Annotated in this window: 14 protein-coding genes; 13 read left to right on the top strand and 1 reads right to left on the bottom strand. The window is 71.6% G+C overall.

Annotated elements, in window-relative coordinates; all coding sequences use genetic code 11:
• Positions 1 to 9 precede the first annotated feature (9 nt).
• The 8 genes from RWS82_RS11805 to RWS82_RS11770 all read left to right on the top strand — a co-directional run bounded on the left by RWS82_RS11805 (position 10) and on the right by RWS82_RS11770 (position 10006).
• Positions 10 to 1599 carry an ABC transporter substrate-binding protein gene (locus tag RWS82_RS11805; RefSeq protein ID WP_314650373.1) on the top strand — a complete coding sequence of 530 codons (1590 nt, stop codon included), beginning with the start codon at positions 10 to 12 and terminating at the stop codon, positions 1597 to 1599.
• 1 nt (position 1600) lies between these two features.
• Positions 1601 to 2644, top strand: a complete 1044-nt coding sequence (locus tag RWS82_RS11800) for an ABC transporter permease (RefSeq protein WP_314650371.1) — start codon at positions 1601 to 1603, stop codon at positions 2642 to 2644.
• 3 nt (positions 2645 to 2647) lie between these two features.
• Positions 2648 to 4465: a dipeptide/oligopeptide/nickel ABC transporter permease/ATP-binding protein gene (locus RWS82_RS11795; RefSeq protein WP_314650369.1), complete on the top strand. Its 1818-nt coding sequence runs from the start codon at positions 2648 to 2650 to the stop codon at positions 4463 to 4465.
• Positions 4462 to 5229 (top strand): ATP-binding cassette domain-containing protein, encoded by a 768-nt coding sequence (locus RWS82_RS11790; RefSeq protein WP_314650367.1) that lies wholly within the window; start codon positions 4462 to 4464, stop codon positions 5227 to 5229. Before RWS82_RS11795 ends, RWS82_RS11790 begins: the two co-directional genes overlap by 4 nt.
• Positions 5229 to 6449 carry a M20 family metallopeptidase gene (locus tag RWS82_RS11785; protein WP_314650365.1) on the top strand — a complete coding sequence of 407 codons (1221 nt, stop codon included), beginning with the start codon at positions 5229 to 5231 and terminating at the stop codon, positions 6447 to 6449. Before RWS82_RS11790 ends, RWS82_RS11785 begins: the two co-directional genes overlap by 1 nt.
• Before the next feature lie 169 nt (positions 6450 to 6618).
• A complete protein-coding gene (locus RWS82_RS11780; RefSeq protein ID WP_314650363.1) occupies positions 6619 to 7971 on the top strand; it encodes an MFS transporter in 1353 nt (450 codons plus the stop codon).
• Positions 7968 to 9233 carry a CoA transferase gene (locus RWS82_RS11775; RefSeq protein WP_314650361.1) on the top strand — a complete coding sequence of 422 codons (1266 nt, stop codon included), beginning with the start codon at positions 7968 to 7970 and terminating at the stop codon, positions 9231 to 9233. Before RWS82_RS11780 ends, RWS82_RS11775 begins: the two co-directional genes overlap by 4 nt.
• Positions 9233 to 10006, top strand: coding sequence for an enoyl-CoA hydratase/isomerase family protein (locus RWS82_RS11770; protein WP_314650359.1), 774 nt, complete (start codon positions 9233 to 9235; stop codon positions 10004 to 10006). Before RWS82_RS11775 ends, RWS82_RS11770 begins: the two co-directional genes overlap by 1 nt.
• Before the next feature lie 160 nt (positions 10007 to 10166).
• On the opposite strand, the gene RWS82_RS11765 is transcribed toward RWS82_RS11770, so the two are convergent.
• Positions 10167 to 10754, bottom strand: coding sequence for a GNAT family protein (locus tag RWS82_RS11765; RefSeq protein ID WP_314650358.1), 588 nt, complete (start codon positions 10752 to 10754; stop codon positions 10167 to 10169).
• Between the two features lie 241 nt (positions 10755 to 10995).
• On the opposite strand from RWS82_RS11765, the gene RWS82_RS11760 reads away from it, so the two are divergent.
• The 5 genes from RWS82_RS11760 (at position 10996) to RWS82_RS11740 (ending at position 18743) form a co-directional block, all read left to right on the top strand.
• Complete coding sequence (locus RWS82_RS11760) at positions 10996 to 12903, top strand: helix-turn-helix domain-containing protein (RefSeq protein WP_314650356.1); 1908 nt, start codon at positions 10996 to 10998, stop codon at positions 12901 to 12903.
• A gap of 227 nt (positions 12904 to 13130) precedes the next feature.
• Entirely contained in the window at positions 13131 to 14762 is a 1632-nt protein-coding gene (locus RWS82_RS11755; RefSeq protein WP_314650354.1) for an ABC transporter substrate-binding protein, read from the top strand.
• A gap of 134 nt (positions 14763 to 14896) precedes the next feature.
• Positions 14897 to 16117, top strand: coding sequence for an ABC transporter permease (locus tag RWS82_RS11750; RefSeq protein WP_314650352.1), 1221 nt, complete (start codon positions 14897 to 14899; stop codon positions 16115 to 16117).
• A complete protein-coding gene (locus RWS82_RS11745; RefSeq protein WP_314650350.1) occupies positions 16114 to 16986 on the top strand; it encodes an ABC transporter permease in 873 nt (290 codons plus the stop codon). The genes RWS82_RS11750 and RWS82_RS11745 overlap by 4 nt, the downstream gene beginning before the upstream one ends.
• Positions 16983 to 18743: an ABC transporter ATP-binding protein gene (locus tag RWS82_RS11740; RefSeq protein ID WP_314650348.1), complete on the top strand. Its 1761-nt coding sequence runs from the start codon at positions 16983 to 16985 to the stop codon at positions 18741 to 18743. The genes RWS82_RS11745 and RWS82_RS11740 overlap by 4 nt, the downstream gene beginning before the upstream one ends.
• Positions 18744 to 18801 lie beyond the last annotated feature (58 nt).

Here is an 18801-nt window from a genome sequence, read left to right as displayed (position 1 = left end):
GAGATCGCTATGAAACGCAGTACCGCAGTACCCGTGGCCGCCGCTCTCTCCGTCCTCGCTCTGACGCTGACGTCGTGTGCGGGCTCGTCCGACTCGTCCACCCCCTCCGAGGGAGATTACGTCTCCGGCGGCACCTTCGTGACCGCCGTGGGCGACGACCCGGGCGACCTGAACCCGCTCAAGGCGGTCTCGCCCGACACGTTCGCCGTCGTGAGCCTCGCCTACGAGTCGTTGATCGCGGTGACCGCCGAGGGCGACCTCGTACCGTGGCTCGCCGAGAGCTGGGAGGAGACGGGCACCGAGGTCGTCTTCACGCTGAAGGACGGCATCACCTGCACCGACGGCTCCGAGTTCACGGCGCAGACCGTCGCCGACAACCTCAACTACAACGCCAACCCCGACAACGCCACGTTCTCGTACGGCTCCGTCATCGACGAGACCATCTCGGCGACGGCCGACGGCAACACCGTCACCGTGACCAGCACGGCCAACAACCCGTTCCTCGCGGTCAACGTCGGCACGATCATGCTGGTGTGCGACAAAGGCCTCGCCGACACGAGCATCCTGTCGGACTCCACCGACGGCACCGGCCTGTTCGGGCTGAGCGACATCAAGCCGGGCGACACGTACACGTTCACCAAGCGCGACGACTACACGTGGGGCCCCGACGACGTGACGAGCGAGACGGCGGGTCTCCCCGACACGATCCAGGCGCGCGTCGTCACCGACGAGAGCACCGCGGCGAACCTGCTGGTCTCGGGCGAGATCAACGCCGCGACCATCTCGGGCGCCGACCGCGCGCGCCTCGACGGTGCCGGCCTCACCCACACGGGTGTGCGCAACCCGGTCGGCATGATCCTCTTCAACGAGAAGGAGGGGCGTCCGTTCTCCGACCCGCTCGTTCGTGAGGCGCTGTCGATCGCGATCGACCGCGACGAGGTCGGCACGGTGATCGCCGACGGCGAGGCGCTGCCCTCCGAGTCGCTCGTCACCAAGAACCCCCTGCTCTGCGTGGCCGACGGCCCGAAGTGGGAGCTGCCCGACACCGACCTCGACCGTGCGGCCGAACTGCTCGACGAGGCCGGCTGGGTCGAGGGCTCCGACGGCACGCGCACGAAGGACGGGCAGCCGCTCACCATCAAGTTCGTCTACAACGCCCCCACCTCGACGCACGCCGCCGCGGCGGAGCTCGTCAAGGAGACGTGGGACGGTCTCGGCGTCACCACCGAGCTGTTCGCGAACGATGCGGCGGCGTGGTCGGAGCAGCTGTGGTCGACGTTCGACTGGGACACCGGCTGGGTGCAGGTCGCCCCGGGCGGTCCCGTGGTGCTGTCGACGTTCTTCGACGGTGCGACGCCCGACCAGGGTGGTCTGAACTTCATGTGGGTCGACAACCCCGAGTACTCGGCTCTCGCGGCCGAGGCGTCGAGCGCGACCCCCGAGGAGACCTGCGGCATCTGGCAGGACGCCGAGGCTGAACTGATCAACCGCTTCGACGTGTTCCCGGTGACCGACAACATCCTGCCGACCTACCAGTCGGGTGCCGTCTTCGAGCAGCCGAACTACATCCAGCCCACCTCGATCCGGATGCTCGGCTGACATGACGACGACTCCTCCTCCCGCGACCGCCGAGGTGGTCGACACGACCACGGCCGCCTTGGCGGCGCGGGTGGAGGAGCGCCGTCTGCGGCGCGGACTCTCGCCGCGCACCGCCTTCCTGCTGCGCCGCCTCGGCCGGCTGGTGATCTCGCTGGCCGTGGTGATCGTCGCCTCGTTCCTGCTCATGTACCTCGTGCCCGGGGACCCGGTGCGCGCGGCGCTCGGCCAGAGCGCCACCCCGCAACTCGTCGAGGCGACCCGCGCTCAGCTCGGACTCGACCGCCCGATGGGGGAGCAGTTCCTGCGCTTCATCGGAGGGCTCTTCACCGGCGACCTCGGCACCTCGGTGCGGTTGCAGCGGCCGGTCGCGGATGTTCTCGCGCAACGCTTCCCGACGACGCTGCTGCTCGCGGTGCTCGCCTTCGTGATCGCCGTGGTCGGAGCGCTCCCCGCGGGGATCGGCGCGGCGGTGCTCGCCCGCTCGGGTCGCCGCCGCGGCCTGTCGATGACGCTCTCGGCGGTGCTCGGCATCCTGATCGCCGTCCCCAGCTTTCTCGTGGCGGTCGGTCTCATCTCGCTGTTCGCCGTGCAGCTCGGCTGGCTCCCCGCCGCCGGCTGGGGCAAACCGGCCGATGCGGTGCTGCCGGTGATCGCGCTCGCGATCGGGCCGATGGCCTACCTGGTGCGCATCGTGCAGGTCGAGATGCTCGCGGTGCTCGACACGACCTACATGACCACGGCACGGGCGAAGCGGCTGCCGCGACGCCTGATGTACCTGCGCCACGCGCTGCCGAACATCGTCACGGCATCGCTCACGGTCGGCGGACTCATCCTCGCCGGTCTCACCGCGGCGACCGTGCTCATCGAGACGGTGTTCGCCATCCCCGGCCTCGGCACCATCATGGTCTCGTCGGTCGGCGCCAAGGACTACCCGATGGTGCAGGGCGTCGTCATCGTCTACGCGCTCATCGTGCTGGGCGTGAACCTCGTGGTCGACGTCATCCTGGCCACCATCGATCCCCGCTCGTCGATCACGGAGGGCTGACCCATGTCCGTGCGCAGGAAACTCCTCGCCCCCACGGCGATCACGGCCCTCGTCGGCAGTGCGCTGCTGATCTTCCTGGCCATCGCCGGGCCGATCGTGTGGGGTCCGGCGGCCGACACCACCGACGTCTCGTCACGTCTGCTCGGCGCGAGCGCCGCGCATCCGTTCGGTACGGACGAGCTGGGCCGCGACATCTTCGCGCGGGTACTCGTCGCGACGCGGCTCACGCTGCTGCTCACCCTCGGTGCCACGGCGATCGCTCTCGTCGGCGGCATCGTGTTCGGGCTCGTCGCCAGCATCCTGCCGAAGTACCCGCGGCGGTGGTTCACGGGACTGCTCGACATCCTGCTCGCCTTCCCCTGGCTGCTGATGGTGCTGTTCTTCACCGTCATCTGGGGCGCCACGGCGACCGGTGCGATGCTCGCGATCGGGTTCGCCGGCATCCCCTCGTTCGCGCGTCTGGTCTACAACCTGGCCTCGTCGATCTCGGGGCGCGACTACGTGCGCGCCGCCCGCGTCGTCGGCGTGGGTCCGGTCGGTGTCCTGCTGCGGCACGTGCTGCCGAACATCGCCAACCCCTTCTTCGTCAATGCGGCCGCGACGGCCAGCGTCACGCTGCTGTCGTTCGCCGGCCTGTCGTTCCTCGGGCTCGGGGTGCAGGCGCCCGCGTACGACTGGGGGCGCATGCTGCAGGAGGGCATCCTGCGCATCTACGTCAACCCGCTCGCCGCAGTCGGCCCCGGCATCGCCATCGTGCTCGCCGGGCTCGTCTTCACCCTGCTCAGCGAAGCGGCGGCCGGAGGCCGCGGTGCCGGGTTCCGCGCCGTCGCGGCCCGCGCGGTCGGCGGCGTCACGATCGCGTCGCGTCGGCGCGAGACCGTGCCGACGGCGACCGGGGGCGACGGAGACGTCGTGGCCGAGATCACCGACCTCCGCATCGCGTTCCCCACCGCAGACGGCGGCACGATCGAACGGGTGCGCGGCGTCGACCTGCGCGTGCGCACGGGCGAGATCGTCGGCATCGTGGGCGAGTCGGGATCGGGCAAGTCGCTCACCGCGATGGCGCTCGCCGGCCTGCTGGGCGATGACGCCCACATCAGCACCTCGGCGCACCGCTTCGACGACATCGACATGACGCGTCCGCTCACCGCAGCAGATCGCTCCCGGCTGGGGGTCGAGCTCGGCATGATCTTCCAAGACCCGCTGACCTCGCTCAACCCCGCGCTCACCATCGGGCGCCAACTGACCGAGGTTCCAGAGGTGCACATGGGCATGAAGCCGGCCCAGGCCCGCGCCCGTGCCGCCGACGCGCTCAGCGCCGTCGGGATCGCGGATGCTGCGGCGCGGCTGAAGCAGTACCCGCACGAGTTCTCGGGCGGCATGCGTCAGCGGGCCATGATCGGCATGGCGCTGACCGGGCGACCGAAGCTCATCGTCGCCGACGAGCCCACCACGGCGCTCGACGTGACCGTGCAGCGCCAGGTGATGGGAGTGCTGCACCGCGCGCAGGAGGAGACCGGAGCGGCGATCGTGTTCATCTCGCACGACATCGCGCTCGTCTCGGCGTTCTGCGACCGGGTCATCGTCATGAAGGACGGCCGCATGGTCGAGAGCCTCGCCGCCGACCGCATCCGCGATGACGCGCAGCACCCGTACACGAAGGCGCTGATCGCCTGCCTGCCCGACATGACCAGCGACCGCACGCGACCCCTGCCGGTCATCCCGCCCGAGCTCGTGCCCGAAGCGCTCGACGAGGCGACGCCGCAGGCCGATCCGCAGGATGCCCGCGAGGGCGCACTCGAGAAAGAGGTGCCGGTGTGAACGCGCTCGAGATCACGGACCTCGCCGTCCGCTACGGCCGCACCCGCGTCGTCGACCGGGTGAGCCTGTCGGTGCCGAAGGGACGCACCGTCGGACTCGTCGGCGAGTCGGGGTCGGGCAAGAGCACGATCGCGGCGGCCGCCGTCGGACTCGTGCGGCCCGAAGCGGGGTCGATCCGCGTCGACGGGGTGGAGGCGACCGGCGGGGGAGCAGCGGCCCGACGAGCACGTCGGCGCATGCAACTCGTGTTCCAGGATCCGTTCTCGGCCCTCGATCCGCTCATGCCCATCGGCGACTCCATCGCCGAGGCGCTGCGCGCCACCGGTCGCCGCTGGACCCGCGCCGAACGCGTCGCGCGGGTGCGGCAGCTGCTCGCCCAGGTGCACCTCGATCCCGATCGCGCCGGCGATCGCCCCGGCGCCTTCTCGGGTGGGCAGCGTCAGCGCATCACCATCGCGCGAGCGCTCGCCGGCGAGCCGTCGGTGCTCATCGCCGACGAGGTCACGAGCGCGCTCGACGTGTCGGTGCAGGGCGCGATCCTCAATCTGCTGCGCGAGGTGCAGCAGGAGCTCGGCCTCTCGATGCTCTTCATCTCGCACAACCTCGCCGTCGTGCGGTACATCAGCGACGAGGTGTGCGTCATGCGCCATGGCAGTCTGGTGGAGGCCGGCCCCACCGAGGCACTTCTCGAGAACCCGGCCGACCCTTACACGCGGGACCTGCTCGACGCGGTGCCCGTGCTCGGCGAGAGGATGCGGTTCTGATGGGTGCGGGTGCGGGTGCGGATGCCGGTTCGGGGTTCGATGGCGGCTTCGGGGGCGAGGCGGAGGCGCTGCGCGCGCACCTGACCGCCGTGCGACGCGAGCTGCACGGCGCCGTGGAGATCGGACTCGACCTGCCGCAGACGCAGGCGATCCTGCTGCGCGAACTCGAGGCGCTCGGGCTCGAGATCACCACCGGCACCTCGCTGTCGTCGATCACCGCCGTGCTCCGCGGCGGGCGCCCCGGCCCCGTCGTGCTGCTGCGCGGCGACATGGACGGGCTGCCCATCGTGGAGGCATCCGGCCTCTCGTTCGCTTCGACCTCGGGCGCGATGCACGCGTGCGGGCACGATCTGCACATGGCCGGCCTGCTCGGCGCGGTGCGCCTGCTGGCCGCACGTCGCGACGATCTGCCCGGCACGGTCGTGTTCATGTTCCAGCCCGGCGAGGAGGGCCAGGCCGGCGGGCGCATCATGATCGAGGAGGGCGTGCTCGACGCCGCGGGTGCACGACCCGTCGCCGCCTACGCCCTGCATGTCGACAGCGCCACACCGCGGGGGCAGCTCGTCACCCGTGAGGGCGCGATGATGGCGAGCGCCAGCGCGCTGCGCCTCACGCTGCACGGCACGGGCGGGCACGCCGCCTTCCCGCAGCTCGGCGTCGACCCCGTGCCGGTCGCCGCGCAGCTGATCCTCGCGGTGCAGACCTTCGCCGCCCGTCGCCTCCCGGCGACCGATCAGGCCGTGATCTCGATCACGCGCCTCAGCAGCGACTCCGAGGCGAGCAACGTGCTGGCCGCGACCGTGTTCCTCGAGGCGAACATCCGCACCCTGTCGATGCAGACCCTCGACACGGTGCGCGAGCAGCTGCCGATCATGCTCGCCGGCATCGCCGAGGCGAACGGATGCCGGTTGGAGTCGGAGTTCATCGCCTCGTACCCGGTCACCTACAACGACCCCGCCGAGACGCGCGAGGTGCTGGCGGTGCTCGACGAGCTCGTGGGCGAGGATCGCGTGACGCGTCTCGCCGCCCCGTCGATGGCCTCGGAGGACTTCTCGTACGTGCTGCAGGAGGTGCCGGGCGCGCTCGTGTTCGTCGGCGCGGCGCCCGACTCCGGTCCGATGCCGCTGCACTCCGAGCACGCGATCTTCGACGACGAGGTGCTTCCGCTGCAGGCATCCGTGCTCGCCGAGCTCGCCTGGCGCCGCCTCGCCCGCGGCTGACCCCGGCGCCTCGGTGGCGGGACGCGAAAATATGCCGTGCGACCCTGGCTCCGCGCGCCATGCACAGGGCAAAGGTGTGTCTCTCCGACACATAGGCCCGCGATCCCCCGGCTGACAGGCTGGGTCGCACCCGGCGTCAGCGGAGATGCCGGTGGAAGGGAACGCACTCATGACCTCGGCATCCACCGCCTCGCGCGACGACGTTACGACCGGGAGGTCGCAGATCCGCACGATCGTCGCCTCCAGCGTCGTCGGCACCACCGTCGAGTGGTTCGACTTCTTCGCCTATTCGACGGCCGCCGCCCTCATCCTCAACAGCCTGTTCTTCCCCGACTACGACCCGCTCGTCGGCACCATCCTGGCGTTCGGCGGAATCGCGGTCGGCTACTTCGGGCGCCCGCTCGGATCCATCGTCTTCGGGCACTTCGGCGACCGGATCGGGCGCAAGCGGATGCTCGTCATCTCGCTCGTGCTCATGGGTATCGCGACCTTCCTCATCGGCCTCCTGCCGACGTACGCCGCGATCGGGGTGGCCGCGCCGATCCTGCTCATGGTGCTGCGGTTCGTGCAGGGCTTCGCCCTCGGCGGCGAGTGGGGCGGTGCGGTCCTGCTCGGCGTCGAGCACGCCGAGCCGCGCCGGCGCGCGTTCCTCGGCAGCTTCCCGCAGGTCGGCCTCGCCCTCGGCCTCACCCTGTCGACGCTGGTGTTCCTGCCGCTCGTCGCCCTGCCGGGTGACGCGTTCCAGACGTGGGGCTGGCGCGTGCCGTTCCTGATCAGCGCCGTGCTCGTGCTGGTCGGCCTGTTCATCCGGTTGAAGATCACCGAGACGCCCGAGTTCGAGAAGATGCGCGATGCGGGCAAGGCCGCACGCGTGCCGCTGTGGGAGACGCTCAAGACGCACCCCGGCCAGGTCATCCTCGCCGCGCTGAGCTTCGCCGTCATCGGCGCGGTCTTCTACATGCTGTTCACCTTCAGCCTCACCTACGGAACCCAGTTCGTCGGCCACACGCAGCCCGAGATGCTGACGATCGCGACGATCTGCTCGGTGTTGGCGCTCGGCGGTCTGCCCCTCGCGGGGCGGCTGGCCGACCGGTTCGGCGTCGCGACGGTGTTCGCGGCGGGAACGATCCTCTCGGTGCTCCTCGCGTTCCCCGCGTTCTGGCTGATCGACACCGGCAGCCTCGCCGCGGCCTACGTCGCGTACATCGCGACGACCATCGGGTTCTGCGCGACGTACGGCACCCTCGGCGTGCTGTACGCCCAGGCCTTCGACGTGCGCATCCGCTACACGGGCATGTCGCTCGCGCTGGGCATCGGCACGATCGCGGGGTCGGCGTTCGTGCCGATCATCTACCTCGAGCTGCTCGACGTGTTCGGCGGCTCGTGGGCCATCGCCCTCTACATGGTGGTCGCCGGGCTCGTCACCCTCGTGTCGGTCTCCCTGCTGCACCGCCTCACCCGCCGCTCGGCCCGCGCCTCGGCGTCGGCGACGGCATCCGTCCCGGAAGGATCCACCCGATGATCGACGACGCCACCCGCGCCCTGCTCGGCAGCCTCGGAGGGGTGAATGCCGCGCCCGGCTCCCTCGCCGGGGTGGTGGTGCTCGACGTGACGCGCGTCGTCGCCGGTCCGTACTGCTCGATGATCCTCGCCGACCTCGGCGCGACCGTCATCAAGGTCGAGAATCCCGACGACCCCGACTACACGCGCACCTTCCCGCCGATGCTGCCGCGCGACGGGGCCGAACCCCTCAGCGGATTCTTCGCACAGTACAACCGCAACAAGCTCGGCGTGACGCTCAACCTCAAGAGCCCGGGGGCCGCCGACGTGCTCGACCGGCTCGTGGAGCGCGCCGACGTGCTGGTCGAGAACTTCCGTCCCGGCACGATGGACCGCCTCGGTCACGGCTACGAGCGCCTGCGCACCGTCAATCCGAAGCTCGTCTACGCGGCGCTCAGCGGCTACGGACAGTCCGGCCCGTATCGTCTGCGGCCCGCGTACGACAACAGCGCCCAGGCGACCGGTGGGCTGTGGTCGATGAACGGCGACGCCGACGGCGCGCCCACCCGCGTCGGCACGATCATCGGCGACCTCGCCGCCAGCCTCTACGGCGTGATCGGGGTGCTTGCGGCGCTCCGCCACGCCGAGCAGACCGGCGAGGGGCAGCTCGTCGACATCTCGCAGCAGGACTCGGTGCTCACCCTCACCGAGAACGCCGTCGTGTCGTACACGGTCGACGGCATCGTGCCGAAGCCGCTCGGCAACCAGCATCCGTTCGTGCGCCCCTACGAGCTGTTTCCGTGCGCCGACGGCTTCGTGTTCTTCGGCGGCTACACCGACAAGTTCTGGCGCATCTCGTGCGAGACCTTCGGCAGCCAAGCCGACTGGGACGAGAACCCCGACCTGCACGCGATGGCCACCCGATTCGACGCCGAGGTCTACCAGGAGCGGGTCAAGCCGATGGTCGTGCGCTGGTTCGCCGACCGCACCAAGGCCGAGCTCGAGGCGCTCGCCGGCGACCTCGTGCCGCTCAGCGCGGTGAAGGACATCGGCGAGGTCGTCGAGGATCCGCAGATCGCGGCGCGCGGCATGATCGTCGACGCCGAGTACCCCGGCCACGGGTCGCTGCGCACCTTCGGGTCGCCCGTGAAGCTCGACCGCACGCCGCCGCGCACCGGCGGCCTCGCCCCCGACACGGGCGAGCACACCGACCGGGTGCTCGGCGACCTGCTCGGATATTCGGCCGACGAGGTCGAGGCGCTGCGGGCCGGCGGCACGATCTGATGGGCATCCGTCTCGACCGCGCCGGCGGCATCGGCGTCATCACGATCGACCGCCCCGAGAAGCTCAACGCCCTGACCCTCGCGATGTACGACGAGCTGGGTGCCGCCTTCGCCGAGGTGCGCGACGATCCGCGCATCGGTGTGGCCGTGCTGACCGGCGCGGGGGAGCGGGCGTTCTGCGTCGGCGCCGACCTGGGCGAGTCGATCCCCGCGCTCACCGAGGAACGCTTCGACATCAGCGAGTGGGATGCCGCGCACCAGAAGCACTCGACGCTCGAGAAGCCCGTGATCGCCGCGATCAACGGACTCTGCATGGGCGGGGGCTTCGAGATCATGCTGTCGACCGACATCCGTCTCGCCGCGGCCGATGCGCAGTTCGCGCTGCCCGAGACCGGGGTGGGGGTGGTGCCGGCGGGCGGCACGCTCGTGCGGCTGATCCGGCAGATCCCCTACGCCTTCGCGATGGACCTCATGCTGCGCGGCGACCGCATCGACGCCGACACCGCGCTGCGGTACGGGCTCGTGAACCGCGTGGTCGAGGCATCCGCCCTGCATGACGAGGCGCTCGCCGTCGCCGAACAGCTGCTGACCAAGAGCGCCACGGCCCTCGCGACCGTGAAGCGCGCGGTGCGGGCGCTCGCCGACCTGCCCGAGCCCGACGCCTTCCGTCTCGAAGCGGTGCTCGGCCAGCAGGCCTTCGCGAGCGACGACGCCCGCGAGGGACTCGCCGCCTTCGCCGAACGCCGCGCCCCCGCCTTCCCGTCGCGTGCCTGACGCCCCCGTCCCCTTCCCGCCCCCGTCCCCGTCCCCCGTCCCCGCCCTCCCGTCCGGTCCCCGGAGCGGGATCAATATGTCGGGTTCCAGGGCCCGGGAAGCTGACATATCGATCCCGCAGGCGAGAGGGGTGGGGTGGGTGGGGGAGCCGGGGGCTGGGTCAGGGCGTGGGGGGCTCGGAGGTGGGGCGCTCGTCGGTGCTCAGCACCCCCATGAGCAGCGAGTCGACCCACTCGCCGTCCCAGAAGAGCGTGTGGCGCTGGCGCCCCTCGTGCCGGAATCCGGCCTTCTCGTACGAGCGCACGGCACGCGGATTGAACGAGAACACGTCGAGCGACACCCGGTGCAGCCCGATCGACGTGAAGGCATGATCGAGCACCGCGGAGGTCGCCTCCGTGCCGTAACCCCGACCGGGTCGCCCCGGGAGCAGAGCGATGCGGAAGTTCATGGCCGCGTTCTCGTCGTCGAGTTCGTTCAGCACGATCTCGCCGAGGTAGTCGCCCGCGTCGGCGTCGAGGATGGCCCAGTCGGCGCGGTCCTCACGCGCACCGACCGCGGCAAGATGAGCCGCGACGGCCTCGCGGGTGAACGTTGCGGTGGTACCGGTCAGGCGCAGGGTCTCGGCGTCGGCGAGCCCGAGCATCACATCGTCGAGGAACGCGGGGCCGAGCGCGACCAGGCGCAGCCGCGGCGTGGTGAGCGTCGCGGGGAACGAGAGGGCGGAGACATCGACGCGAGGGTCCTGCATCCCTCCACGCTATCCCCCGTCCCCGCCCCCCGCCCCCCACCCCCGCCCCGCCCCACCCCCGCCTCGTGCGGGATCACTATGTCGGGTTCAACGGCCCTGGAAGCTGACATATCGATCCCGCATGCGGAAGGGTGGGGAGCGGGGCCTGGGGGCGTGGAGGAGACAGGCGAGTGGGGATCAGGGCGAGCGGTGCGTGCGGGGAGCGGGGGACACGGGGCGTGGGAGAGGAGAGGGTGGGACGGTGGTGAAACAGGAGCGGGAGAGTCCGGCGGTGCTCGTGCGCGAGGTCGTCGCGGCGGTGCGCGCCGAGCCGGGAGAGCGGATGCCCGCCCTCGCCGAGCTGCTCGCGGCGGCCGATGTCGCGGCGGCCGAGGTCGATGACGTGCTCGCCGCCGTGCGCGAGTCGCAGCAGCAGACCGCGCGGCTGCGTCGACGCACCGTCGAGCTCGAGGCCCTGTTCTCGACCGCGCGCGAGCTGGTGCGGCTGCAGGACGTGACCGATGTGCTGCGCCGCCTCGTCGAGCGGGCGCATGAGCTGATGGGCACCGACGTCACCTACCTGTCCGAGGTCGACAACCCGCGCGGCGACCTGCGCGTGCGGTACTCCGCGGGCACGGTGACGCCCGAGTTCCGCGACCTCGTCGTACCCGCCGGCTTCGGGCTCGCGAGCCTCGTCGCCGACTCCCGCGAACCGGTCTGGGTGCGGCAGTACGAGCGCATGGCGGATGCTCCGCACGACCCCGCCATCGACGGCGCAGTGGCGCGGGAAGGGCTCGTGTCGTTCCTCGGCGTGCCCCTCGCGGTCGGCGACGAGGTGCTCGGTGCCCTGTTCGCGTGCAACCGCTTCGCGCACGACTTCACCCCCGACCAGGTGCTGCTGCTCTCGGCGTTCGCCGACCATGCCGCGGCCGTGCTGCACAGCGCCCGGGTGCTCGCCGAGAGCGCGGCCGCCCGATCGCGGGCCGAGCAGGCCTATGCCGCGCTCGAGAGGCACGTCGCGGCGACGCAGGTCGTCAGCGGCATCCATGAGGAGCTCACCGCCGCGGTCGTCTCGGGCGCCACCCTGCTCGACCTGGTGACGACCGTGTCGGACCGGCTGGGCCGACGGGTACGCGCCGTCGACGATCAGGGCAGAGCGCTCGGCGCGGGTGCCGACGACCGCGCGGGTCTGCCGCGGCGGCGCCTGCTCACCGATGCCCTGCGCGAGAGTCGCGCGAGCGGCCACGCGGTCGAGGTCGTCGACGGCGACCGGGGGTGGCTCGTCGTGGCGATCCTCGGCGCCGACCGGGTGCTCGGCGGGATGGTGGCCGACGAACCGTCTGCGGTCGGTTCGGAGCCCTCCGATGACGTCGCCCGCCCCACGCTGGAGCGGGCCGCCCAGGTCGCCGCCCTGGTCTCGTTCCAACGCGAGGCGGTCTCGGCGATCCGTGCCGAACGGCGGGCGCGGCTGCTCGGGGCCCTGCTCGACGGTGCGGCCACGGCATCCGACCTGGTCGTCGAGAGTGCGGCCCCCCTCACCGCCGTCGCCGTCATCGACGTGCGCGGCCGGGAAGGGGCCTTGGTCGCGGCGGCGGATGCCGTGGGCGACGACGGACTCGTCGCGATGCGGGAGCAGGGACTCGTCGTGGCGTGGACGGCCGCCGACGCCGAGTGGCAGACCGAACGTGTGCGGCGGGCGCTGACCGAACGGTGGGACGACCCAGAGGTGACCGCCGTGGTCGGACCGGCCGTGACGGATGCGGCGTCGCTGCGTGCGTCGGTGGAGCGGGCAGGGCGTGATCTGCGGTTCCTCGCGCCGCTCGGCGTCCGCGGGTCGACCGTGCGTTCCGACGCATTCGCCCCGTACCACGTGCTCACCTCTGGCGAGCCCGACGCGGCGGCGCGCTTCGTCGACGAGGTGCTCGGGCCGGTGCGCGACTGGGACGAGCGCCGCGGCACCGCCCTGATCGACACGCTCGGCGCCTACTTCGACAACGGCGAGAGCCGACTGGCGGCGGCGACCGCGCTGCGGGTGCACACCAACACGGTGCAGCAGCGGCTCGATCGCATCTGGACGCTGCTCGACGGCGACCCGGCCGACGCCGAGTTCCGCTTCCGCCTGCACGCCGCCGTGCGCTTGGAGCGGCTGCGCCGGCACCTCCTCCGCTAGACCGGCATTCGCTGCAGGTCGCGCGGGTTTCGAGGCATCCGACCGTCGCGGGGCGCCCCCGTTCTGCAGGCGACACGCGCGACACGCCCGGCGACCCTAGCGGAACGGCGGCCTCGCGACCCCCGTGTGACGCAATCTGACGCCGGGTGTCTCCCTGTGTATCGGATGCTTCCGCCGCGGAAACCCGGTGGATAGCGTCGGAAGCCCGCCGACCGAGAGGACCCCCCGTGGCATCCGTTGGACACCCCCGCCGCCTCGCCGCCGCACTCGCCGCTGCCGTCGTCACCGCTCTGACCCTGACCGCCTGCGCCGCTGCGGCCCCCGCCGAATCGGGCGACAGCGGCGAACCGGTCGAGGGTGGCGATCTCGTCGTCGCGGTGCGGTCGGAGCCTCCGCAGCTCAACCCGCTCGTCGACCAGGTCGGCGGCGCGCACGTGCTCAGCCCGGTCGTCGACTCGCTCGTCTGGGACAACGGCGACGGCACGTACGGCACCTGGCTCGCCACCGACTGGGAGGTGTCGGACGACGCCCGCGTGTACACCTTCACGCTGCGCGACGACGTCACCTTCCACGACGGCACCCCGTTCGACGCCGAGGCCGTGAAGGCGAACTTCGACTACGTCGCCGACCCGGCGAACAAGTCCACCGGTTCGGTGGCGAAGCTCGGCCCGGTCGCCGAGGTGCTCGACGAGTACACCGTGCGGATCACGCTCGAGCAGCCGGAGTCGACGTTCCTCACGCTCATCGCCGCACCGTACTTCGGCATCGTCTCGCCGGTGCAGTTGCAGGACGACCCCGAGTCGCTCGCCTCGACCGTGGTGGGCACCGGTCCGTTCGTGTTCGACGAGTGGGTCAAGGGGCAGAGCCTCAGCTACGTCCGCAACGACGACTACGACTGGGGGCCGGAGGGCACTCACGAGGGTGCCGCCTACCTCGATAAGATCACGTACCGGTTCCTGCCCGAAGACCAGACGCGTTACAACGCGCTGCTCACGGGTGAGGCCGACATCGTCGACTACATCGCCCCCGAGTACGCCGACGAGGCGAAGGCCGACGAACGCTTCGAGTCGGACGAGGCCCTGCTGCCCGGCGTCGGGTTCTCGCTGCACCTCAACACGCGCACGGCGCCGTTCGACGACGTTCGCGTGCGGCAGGCGCTGCTCACCGGCATCGATCGCGAGGCCATCGTCGAGAGCGCCACGTTCGGCGCCTACCCGGTGCAGGAGTACCTGGCGTCGTCGACGCCCGACTTCAAGAAGGATCTCGAGAACACCATCGAGTTCGACGCGGATGCCGCCGGAGCCCTGCTCGACGAGGCCGGGTGGACCGGGACGGATGCCGAGGGCTACCGCACCCAGGGCGGGGAGCGCCTGACCACGACGGTGCCCTACGCCGACAACGACCAGCTCGCACAGCGCACGCTGGAGCAGGTGCAGATCGATGCGAAGGAGCTCGGGTTCGAGCTGGTGCTGCAGCCGGTGCCGGCGGCCGACTTCTCGCAGCGCCTCTACAGCGGCGAGTACGGCATCATGCCGTCGTTCCAGTCGGAGGCGACAGGCATGCAGCTCTGGCGTCTGTACGGCGGGGACAACGTCTCCGACGGCTCGACGATCGGTTCGAACGCGTCGTTCCTGGCGGATGCCGAGCTCGACGGCATCCTGGCTCAGGCTCGCGCCAGCGCCGACCCGGCCGCGCGCGCCGACTTCTACGGTCAGGCGCAGGAGCTGCTGCCCTCGCTCGCCCCGTCGATCCCGCTGTACTCGCGGGCGCGGGTCGTGGCGTGGCAGCCGACCGTGCACGGGGTGACCTGGGACCACGCCTGGCCCCAGCCCTACCTCTTCGACACCTACAAGAACTGACCCCCCGCCCCGGCGCCGGCACAACTTCGGAGTCCTGACCGGACACGCCGGGCCGAACCGCAATCGGCCCGGCGTGTGACCCCGGAACTCCGAAGTTGTGCCGCCCCGCCCCGCCCCACCCGCAGGAGAACGTCATGAGCCTCGCCGTCTGGAGGGTGCTGCGCCGTCTCGGCGTGAGCCTCGTCACCCTATGGGGGGCGGCGACCCTCACGTTCTTCGCGCTGCGGCTCGTGCCGGTCGACCCGGCGTTCGCCATTCTGGGGGCGGGGCAGCAACAGGTCGACATCAGCCCGGAGGTGCTCGCCGTCGTGCGGGCCGAGTACCACCTCGACGAACCGCTGATCGTGCAGTACCTCCTCTACCTGGGCCGCCTCGTGCGCGGCGACCTGGGCATGTCGTACGTGCAGGAGCAGCCGGTCGCGCCGCTGCTCGCCGCCCAGGCCGGACCCACGGTGGCCCTCGCGCTCGCCGCGATCGTGCTCGCGGTCGTGATCTCGCTCGTGGGTGGTGTGCTGACCGCCGGCCGTCGCTTGCCGAGTGCGATCTCGTCGGGCATCGAGCTGGTGCTCGCGTCGACCCCGGTGTTCTGGCTGGGCTTCGTGCTGATGCTCGTGTTCGCCGTGTGGTTGCGGGCACTGCCGATCCTCGACAGCGGCGACCTGCGCTCGCTCGTGCTCCCCGCCCTCACCCTCGCGCTCCCGACGGCGGCGCTGCTGCTGCAGGTGCTGCGGCAGTCGCTCGATGACGCGCTGGAGCAGCCGTTCATCCTCTCGGCCCGCGCCCGCGGCCTCGGGTCGCTCGCGGTCACCGTGGGTCACGCGCTGCGGCATGCCGCAGTGCCGTATCTCACGATGCTGGGGTTCTCGTTCGGCGCGCTCCTCGGCGGAGCCGCGATCACCGAGACCCTGTTCAGCCGCCCGGGACTCGGCCGGCTGCTGGTCGACTCGGTCGCCGCGCAGGACATCCCGGTCGTGATCGGCGTGGTGCTCGTCGCCACCGCCGTCTTCATCCTCGTCAACACGCTCGTCGACCTGTCGTACGGGCTGGTCGATCCGCGGGTCCGCGAGGCCGAGCGCGTGCCGACCGCGGGCGACGTCGTCGCCGCCGGCATCGCCGGGGAGCCGGATGCTCCGGCCGACGCATCCGCGTCTGCGCCCGGTGCCGCCCCGGCCAGGGCGTCCGCCGCCGCCCTGGCTGCGGACGCGTCCGCGTCCGTGTCCGGTGCCTCGAATGCGTCCGCCGCTGCTCCGATGCCGGAAGCATCCGCCTTGGAAGCATCCGCCTCGGAAGCATCCGCCTCGGAAGCGTCCGTCTCGGAAGCATCCGCCGTCGATTCCCCGGAGGTCTCCCGATGAGCGCCGGAGTCGTCGCCGAAGCCGTCACCGCCCGCACGCTCGGGCCCCGGCGACGGTGGACGCGGCTCGCCGCCGACCTCGGCACCGTGCTGTGCGCCCTCGTGCTCGTGCTGTTCGTCGTCGCGGCCGTGTGGCCGCAGCTGCTCACCGCGCAGGATCCGCTCGCCGCCGACCGGGCCCTGATCCTTTCGGCGCCGTCGGCGGGGCATCCGCTCGGCACCGATGAGATCGGACGCGACGTGTACGCCCGCATCGTCTTCGGGGCGCGCAGCTCGCTCGTGCTGGGCTTCGGCGCGGTGCTGATCTCGCTGGTGTTCGGCACGGTGTTCGGGCTGATCGCGGGCCTGTCGAACCGGGCCGTCTCCACGGTGACGCTGCGACTCACCGACATCGGGGCGGCGTTCCCCGAGCTCGTGCTCGCCATCCTCATCCTCGCCCTCTTCGGCGGCGGGCTAGCGACGGCGACCCTGGCTATCGGCATCGCGGGCATCCCCTATTACGTGCGCGTGGTGCGCGGCGAGGCGCTCCGCGTGCGGTCGTCGACGTACATCGAGGCGTCGCGGGGCATGGGCCTCTCGCGCACCCGCGTGCTCGCTCGGCACGTGCTGCCGAACGCGGTGCGCCCCGTCGTCGTGATCGCGACGATCGGTCTCGGCGGGGCGACGCTCGCCGGTGCCGCGTTGTCGTTCCTCGGGCTCGGCAGCCCTCCGCCCACGCCAGAGTGGGGATCGATGCTCTCGAACGCCCGCAACTTCCTGACGCTCGGGTGGTGGGCCGCCGTCTTCCCGGGGCTCGCCATCACCCTGTTCGTCATCAGCACGACCGTGCTCGGGCGACGGCTGCAGGCACGTCTGGAGGGACGAGGATGACCGCGCTGATCAGGGTCGAGGGCCTCCGGGTGTCGTTCGCGGGCCGCGCGGTCGTCGAGGGCGTCGGGTTCGAGCTCGCCGCCGGCGAGTGTGTGGCGCTCGTGGGAGAGTCCGGGTCGGGCAAATCGGTGAGCGCGCGCAGCCTGCTGGGCCTCGTCGGCACGGGATCGCGCGTGGAGGCGTCGGCACTCGAGATCGACGGCGCCGACGCGCGGCGGTTCACCGAGCGACGGTGGCGGAGCATCCGCGGGCGACGGATCGGCTACATTCTGCAGGATGCGCTGTCGTCGCTCGATCCCCTCCGCACGGTGGGGGCCGAGGTGCGCGAGGCGATCCGGGCGACCGGTGGACCGGGCGGCCGGGCGGGGCGCGAACGCGCGCTCGAGCTGCTGCGGCGCACGCACGTGCCCGACCCCGAGACCCGCATCGACGAGCGCCCCGCGCAGCTCTCGGGAGGTCAGCGGCAGCGTGCGCTCATCGCCACCGCGCTCGCCGGAGACCCCGCGGTGCTCATCGCCGACGAGCCCACGACCGCGCTCGACGTGTCGGTGCAGAAGCAGATCCTCGCGCTGTTCGCCGAGCTGAAGGCGCAGGGCATCGCGCTGCTGCTCATCAGCCACGACCTCGCCGTGGTGTCGCAGCTCGCCGACCGCGTCGTCGTGCTGCAGGGCGGAGCGGTGGTCGAAGCGGGCGAGACGGAGGTTGTGCTGTCGGCGCCCGAGCATCCGTACACCCGTTCCCTGATCGACGCCGCTCCGCGCTTCGAGGTGGGGGGTGGCCCGGAGGTGGCCCCTGCCCCTGCCTCTGCTGCGGCTCCTACCCCGGCCCCGCCCTCGCACAGCTTCGGAGTGGTGGACGGACACGCCGGGGTCGAGCATCCGTCACCCGGCGTGTCGGATGGCGACTCCGAAGTTGTGCGGGGGAGTGGGGTGGATGCGGGGGCGGATGCCTCCTCCGACGTTGTGCAGGGGAGGGGGGCGGATGCGGATGCAGGGGCGGTGGGCGAACACAGCGGCGACGTGGTGCTCGCGGCGGACGGCGTGGTCAAGGCGTTCCGGCTCGCGGGCGGCGGCGAGCGGGTGGCGGTGCGGGGCGTGTCGGTCGCGGTGCGCCGGGGCCGGTCTCTTGGCGTGGTGGGCGAGTCGGGGTCGGGCAAGACGACGATCGCCCGCATCCTCGCCGGGTTCGAGAGCGCGGATGCCGGCACCGTGCGCCGCGCGAGCGACGACCCCCGTGACGTGCAGTTCGTCTATCAAGACCCGGGGGCGTCGTTCGACCCCCGGTGGACCGCCGGTCGTCTGCTCGACGAAGCGGTGGGGCTGCGGCATCCGTCCCTCTCGCGCACGGGGCGCGGTGCGCGCGTGGCGGAGTGGCTGGAGCGGGTCGGCCTGCCCGCGTCGTTCGCCGACCGGCGGCCCTCGTCGCTCTCGGGCGGTCAGCGGCAGCGGCTCGGCATCGCCCGGGCGCTCGCGGTCGAACCCGCCGTGGTGATGCTCGACGAACCGGTGTCGGCGCTCGACGTCGCGGTGCAGAAGCAGATCCTCGACCTCATCGCGCGGCTGCAACGCGAGACCGGCGTGGCATACCTCTTCATCTCGCACGACCTCGGCGTGATCCAGAAGGTATGCGACGAGGTCGTGGTGCTGCAGAACGGCGAGGTTCGCGAACAGGGCCCGACATCGCGGGTGCTCCGTGCGCCCGAGCATCCGTACACCCGCTCGTTGATCGACGCGGTGCCCGCCCTCCCCACCCGCTGACCCGCGCGCTTCCCCGTGCCCCTTCCTGCCCGAGGGGTCGAGAATGGTCGCATCCGGG

The organism is uncultured Microbacterium sp. (genome assembly GCF_963528945.1).
In the GTDB taxonomy this organism is placed as follows: domain Bacteria; phylum Actinomycetota; class Actinomycetes; order Actinomycetales; family Microbacteriaceae; genus Microbacterium.
Note: the sequence above shows the minus strand (reverse complement) of the source record. Positions and strands in the feature narration are given on the sequence as shown.